The 6000-nt window shown below is 73.2% G+C and carries 4 protein-coding genes; 2 read left to right on the forward strand and 2 right to left on the reverse strand.

Annotated features, from left to right (window positions below; translation table 11 throughout):
• The first annotated feature begins 231 nt into the window (after nucleotides 1-231).
• Both ACIP94_RS27965 and ACIP94_RS27970 read left to right on the forward strand, forming a co-directional pair.
• Complete coding sequence (locus tag ACIP94_RS27965) at nucleotides 232-2910, forward strand: ATP-binding protein (protein ID WP_402431346.1); 2679 nt, start codon at nucleotides 232-234, stop codon at nucleotides 2908-2910.
• Between the two features lie 220 nt (nucleotides 2911-3130).
• A complete protein-coding gene (locus ACIP94_RS27970) occupies nucleotides 3131-3463 on the forward strand; it encodes a hypothetical protein (protein ID WP_402431349.1) in 333 nt (110 codons plus the stop codon).
• A 37-nt stretch (nucleotides 3464-3500) separates the two neighbouring features.
• Here ACIP94_RS27970 and ACIP94_RS27975 read toward each other — a convergent pair whose 3' ends face one another.
• Nucleotides 3501-4472, reverse strand: a complete 972-nt coding sequence (locus tag ACIP94_RS27975; protein WP_402431388.1) for a DUF3048 domain-containing protein — start codon at nucleotides 4470-4472, stop codon at nucleotides 3501-3503.
• A 67-nt stretch (nucleotides 4473-4539) separates the two neighbouring features.
• Complete coding sequence (locus ACIP94_RS27980) at nucleotides 4540-5610, reverse strand: ATP-dependent DNA ligase (protein ID WP_402431352.1); 1071 nt, start codon at nucleotides 5608-5610, stop codon at nucleotides 4540-4542.
• Nucleotides 5611-6000 lie beyond the last annotated feature (390 nt).

A 6000-nucleotide genomic window follows, 5' to 3' on the forward strand; every position in this document is an offset into this window, starting at 1 on the left:
CATCCCGCCCGCCCGTTCCCGCGGACCGCCGGCGGTCGCCAATGGGGCCGACTTTACGAGAAGTTGACCGATGAAACCTTTCCCCGGCTGGTCGGCGGCCTCTCGCGTCGCCCCAGGACAACGCAAGTCACCCATCACGGCAACAGGTGCCCCGACCCGCCTCCGCCGGAGCCCGGGGACGGCTAGGCTCGATGTCTGTACGTCGTTTGGGCGACCTGGGGAGGTACCGGGATGACGGAGGCACGGCCCGCAGCGGCCGCCTCGGCTTCCCTGTGGGAACGCGACGCGGAACTCGCCGTCGTCACCGAGGCGGTGGACGCCTTGCGCGACGGCACCTCGCCCTCCGCGTCGGGGAGCCTGCTGGTGATCGGCGGGGAGGCCGGCATCGGCAAGACCGCGCTGCTCTCCGAGACACGCCGCATCGCGGAGCGGCGCGGCTGCACGGTGTGGTCGACGCGCGGGGGCGAGACCGTCACATCCGTCCCCTTCAATGTCGTACGGCAACTGCTCCAGCCCGCGCTGCTCTCCCTGATGCCGGAGGAGGCGCGCGAGTACCTGGGCGACTGGTACGACGTCGCGGGCCCCGCTCTCGGCATAACGGAACCGGGCGAACGGCAGGCCGACCCGCAGGGTGTGTGCGACGGCCTGGTCGTCGCCGTCTCCCGGCTCGCCAAACGGGAGTGGCCGCTGGTCCTGCTCATCGACGACGCGCAGTGGGCCGACCAGGAGACCCTGCACTGGCTCGCCGCCTTCTGCGAGCGCCTCGACGAGCTGCGCGTCCTGGTCGTGGTCGCCCTGCGCACCGGCGAGGCCACCGGGGACACCGCGCGTTACCTCGACACGATCGCCGCGGCCGCCCGCCGGCCGGTCAGCACGCTGAGCGAACTCACCCCCGAGGCGACCGCCGGACTCACCCGCGCCACCCTCGGCGCGCACGCGGACGCCCCGTTCTGCCGCGAGGTGTGGGCCGTGACTGGCGGCAATCCCTACGAGACCGTCGAACTTCTCGCCAAGGTGCAGGACAGCCGGCTCGAACCGGTCGAGGCGTCGGCCGTCGAACTGCGCGCCCTGAACCGCTCGGCCCGTGGCAACGGCCTCGTCGCCCGCCTGGAGAGCCTCGGCATCGAAGCCACCCGGTTCGCCTGGGCCGCTGCCATCCTCGGCACCGGCATCACCGTGGACCTGGTGGCCCGGCTCGCCACCATGCGCCATGACGAGGCGGTGCGGTGCGCCGAACTCCTCGGCGCGGCCCGTATCCTGGCCGAGCCCGATCCGGCCGGCCGTCAGGCGGCCGACGGCGAGCTGGAGTTCGTCCACCCACTGATCGCCAGCGCCGTCTACCGCTCCATCCCCGACGGGCTGCGCACCGCGATGCACGGTATCGCCGCCCAGGTCGTCACCGACTCCGGACTCGGCGCCGCGGCCGCCTCCCGTCACCTCCTCGAGGTCCATCCGGACGACGACGAGGAACTCGTGGAGCAGATGCGCGAGGCGGCGCGCGAACACCTCGCCGTGGGTGCCCCGGAAGCGGCCCGCCGCTGTCTGGAGCGGGCCCTGCTGGAGCCGCCGCTGCCCGAGGTCCACCCCCATGTGCTCTACGAACTGGGCTGTGCCACCCTGCTGACCTCGCCCGCCACCACCATCGACTACCTCCAGGCGGCCCTCGCCATGCCCGGGCTGGAGGGTGATGTGCGCGTCGACGCGGTCTGCCGCCTCTCCCAGGCCCTGTTGCACAACGACCAGTTGGACGAGGCGGTCCGCACCGTCGACGCGGAGGCCGCCCGCCTGGAACCCGGGCCGTCCCGGATGCGTCTCCAGGCCGTGCACTACATGTGGGAGGGCATCCACGCGGCCGAGGAGGACTCCCCGGACCGCTCGCGGGAGCTGGCCGAACTCGCCCGCACCTGCACCGGGAAGGACAACTCCGAGCGGGCCCTGCTCATTCTGCGCGGCTTCGACGCGATGACCCACGGCGAGAACGCCGAGGAGGTCGTGGAGCTGTGCGACCGCGCCCTCGTCAACGGCCGCCTCGCCCCGGGACTCGGCTGGACCGACACCGAGTGGGGCATCGAGCTGATGCTGGGCAGCGCCTACGCCTACACCGACCGCCTCGACCGGGCGGAAAGCCTGTTCACGGAGGCCCTGCGCGCCTACGAGTCCGCCGGGTGGAGCGGTGGCCATCTCGCCCTGGCGCATGCCTACGTCGGACTGGCCCACCGCAGGCGGGGCCGGCTCGGAGAGGCGGAGACCTCCCTGCGTGAGTCCCTGCGCCTCGCGGAGCGCGTCGGCCGCGGACTGCCCCTGTACTGGTCGGCGACCTGCGGGCTCGTGGACACCCTGCTCGCCCGCGGGCATGTCCATGAGGCCTGGACGGTCTCCGAGCGGTATGGCTTCGCGCCGCCGTACCCCTCGACCATCGTGCTGCCCGACACCCGATGCGTCCGCGGCCGGCTGCTGCTCGCCGTCGGCCGGACCGAGGAGGGAGTGGGCGAACTGGAGGCCGCCGAGAAGGCGGCCGCCGGGCGCGGTCACAACACCGTGCTGGCTCCCTGGGCCGCCGACCTCGCCCGTGCGCTGGCCGCCGACGATCCGCGCCGTGCCGCCGAACTCGCCGTGACCGCCCGCCGGCAGGCCGAGCTGTCCGGCACGGACACCGCGATCGGCGAGGCACTGCGCGTGGCCGCCGCCCTGGAGACCGGGCAGCGCGCCGCTGCCCTGTACGCCCGTGCGGTGACCTATCTGGAGGCGTCACCCTGCGCCTACGAACACGCGCTGGCCCGCGTCGAGTACGGCGTGGCCACCCGGTCGGCGGCCGAGCTGAAGAGGGGGCTGACGCTGGCGCAGTCGTGCGGGGCGGACGGGCTGGCCGCCCAGGCACAGGAGGCGCTGGGCGGCCCGGGGCTCGCGTGACGCTCGGCCGCCGCACGTGCGGTTGACCCCCGGCCGACCCCGAGGCAAGGGGCGCCTGGGCCACCCCCCGGCGGGTTCCTCTTCCGCGGAGGGGCTGTCGGCGCCGCCCGCGCGCGTTGGTCCGTTCAGCGGACGGTGCGCACCGCCCATCGGATCACCGACCTAGACTGGCGGCCACGGCAGCCCCCGTATGCGCACCCGGCAAGGAAGGCGGCATCCCGTGGACCGGACCCTCGTCACTCCTTCCCCGCACACGGCCGCCGAGTGGTGGGTCACCGCCGACCAGGCGCGGCACGCGGCGCAGAGCGGACTGTCCGACGTTGCGACGGCGCCCGACCTGCTGCGTGCGCTCGCCGAACTCGACCGGGCCCGCAGGGACACGGTCGTCGCCGTCGGTGCCGCCGTGGAGGCGCTGATCGAAGGCGGTGTCGCCTGGGAGGCGATCGCGGCGGCGCTGGGACTCGGCTCGGCCGACGACGCCCGGGCGGCGCTCGCCCCTGCCCGCCGTGATGCCGCTACGGCGATCGAACGCCGGCTGGGCCGTCGGGCGTAGCGGGCTCCGAGGGCCGTGGTGGCTCGCCCGCCCCGGCTCACTCCTTCACGAGCATGACCCAGGCCTGCCCCTGCGCGAAGTTCACCGGTGTGCCGTCCGCCGTCGTGAACCGCGTACCGTCCGCCGCCGACGCCCGCCGCCACTGAGCGTCGAACACCCGTCCGTCGCGCAGCACCTGAGCCTTCCCGGAACCCACGGTCTCCGAGTACGGCGAGTTGTTGCCGAGGACGTCGTGGAGGCCGGATGTGCGCACCCGTACGTACTGCACCACCACCGTCGCCGGAGCCACGCGCGCCCCGTCCGCCGTCACCGTCGGCGTCCCGTCCATGGCCACCAGCCAGCGGTGCCGCTCGGCGGACCAGCTGAACGTGAAACTGGCGGACGGGAAGCGGACCGTGCGTGTGGTCTGCGGGGTGCCGCCCGTCGGCGCGGCGCCGAAGCGGAAGCCGGTGGTCAGCGCGGCGGCTCCGGGCGCGGACCTCATCAGCCTCTGTGGTCGTAGATAGAGGTTGTGCGGCGCGGCCTTCCCGACGTCACGGAAGTAGGCGTCGGAGTTCCTCTCCGGCGGTACCGCGGTCAGGGGCGCCTTGTCGATCAGGGGCAGGAGTTTGTGCTGCGCACCGGAGAAGGCGAGCGTCGGTCGGTGGAACTGGCGCAGCAGTTCCAGATCCGACTCGCGCGCACTGCGCACCGGGCCGACCGCCTTCGGCAGCTTCGTCGCGAATACCGCCATCAGCCGGCTGAGCCCACCCTCGACCTGCTCGGCATAGACGAGGTCCGCCTGATCCAGACCCGTCTGCGGTCGTGCCGCCGCCGCATTGTCGACCTTCACGGCGAGCACCGAGCCGGAGGACGAGGAGGGGGCGGAGGACCGGCCGCCGTCCTGCCCGTGGTCCGTGGGAGCACCGCCCGTGTCGCAGCCGGCCGCCAGGCCACCCATGATCGCGACGGTCAGCAGCGCCACCGTCGTCCTGCCGCGCCGTCTCCGCGCGGTCTGTCGCACGCCCATACAGAAGCGCATGCCCACACCGAACCCATAAGCACACGATCGGGCACCCATCCACACCCGTCAGGAGTCAGCCGGGAGTGCCGAGGATCTCCGCGAGGTCGTACCGCACCGGCTCCTCCAGCTGGGCGTAGGTGCAGCTCTCGGGGGTGCGGTCCGGGCGCCAGCGGCGGAAACGCGCGGTGTGCCGGAAGCGCACCCCGTTCTCCATATGGTCGTACGCCACCTCCGCCACCCGCTCGGGCCGCAGCGGCACCCAGGACAGGTCCTTCTTCCCCGACCAGCGGCTGGGCGCACCGGGCAACCGGGCCGTCTCGTGCGCCGCCTCCTGCGACCAGGCTGCCCATGGATGGCCCCCGACGTCGTCCATCCGCAGCGGTGCCAGCTCCTCCACGAGCTCCGCGCGCCGTTTCATGGAGAACGCGGCGGAGACCCCCACATGCTGGAGGGCGCCCCGATCGTCGTACAGCCCGAGGAGCAGGGAGCCCACGACCGGACCGGTCTTGTGGAAGCGGTAGCCCGCGACCACCACGTCCGCCGTGCGCTCGTGCTTGATCTTGTACATCGCGCGCTCGTCGGGACGGTAGGGCACGGACAGTGGCTTGGCGATCACCCCGTCCAGGCCCGCGCCCTCGTACTGCCGGAACCACTGCTCCGCCACCGCGCGGTCCGTCGTCGCGGGCGCGAGGTGCACCGGTGGCGTCACCGACGACAGCGCCTCCTCCAGCAGCAGGCGCCGGTCGCTCAGCGGGACGGTGAGCAGCGACCGGTCGTCCAGCGCCAGCAGGTCGAACGCCACGAACGAGGCCGGGGTGCGCTCCGCGAGGGTGCGCACCCGGGAGTCCGCCGGATGGATCCGCTCCGTCAGCGCGTCGAAGTCGAGGTGCCCCTCCCGGACGATCACGACCTCCCCGTCCAGCACGCAGCGCTCCGGCAACCGCTCCCGCAGTGCCTCCACCAACTCCGGGAAATATCTCGTCAGCGACTTTCCCGTACGGCTGCCCACCTCCAGCTCGGGGCCGTCGCGGAAGACGATCGCCCGGAACCCGTCCCACTTCGCCTCGTACTGCATGCCCGGCGGGATCTTCGCCACGGGCTTGGCGAGCATGGGCTTGACGGGCGGCATCACCGGCAGATCCATGGCTTTGACTCTAGGAGCGGATCCAGGCCCCCGCCTGTCGAGTACGCGCCCGTCAAGCCGGGCCGGGCGCGGCGTCCGCCATCCGCTCCGCAGGGCCGGAGCGCGGGCGATCGCCGCCGGTCCAGAGCTGACCGGAGCGCGGACGATCGCCGAGCGCCCATGGCTGACCGAAGCGCCGGCGATCACCGAGCGCCCATGGCTGACCGGAGCGCGGGCCACCGCCGAAGGCTTCAGGCCTCACCGGAGCGTGGGCCACCGCCGCCGGTCCAGGGCTGACCCGAGCCCGGGCGATCGCCGAGCGCCCATGGCTGACCGGAGCGCGGGCCACCGCCGAAGGCTTCAGGCCTCACCGGAGCGTGGGCCACCGCCGCCGGTCCAGGGCTGACCCGA

Origin of the sequence: Streptomyces sp. NPDC093261 (assembly GCF_044753645.1) — a bacterium.
Classification (GTDB): domain Bacteria; phylum Actinomycetota; class Actinomycetes; order Streptomycetales; family Streptomycetaceae; genus Streptomyces.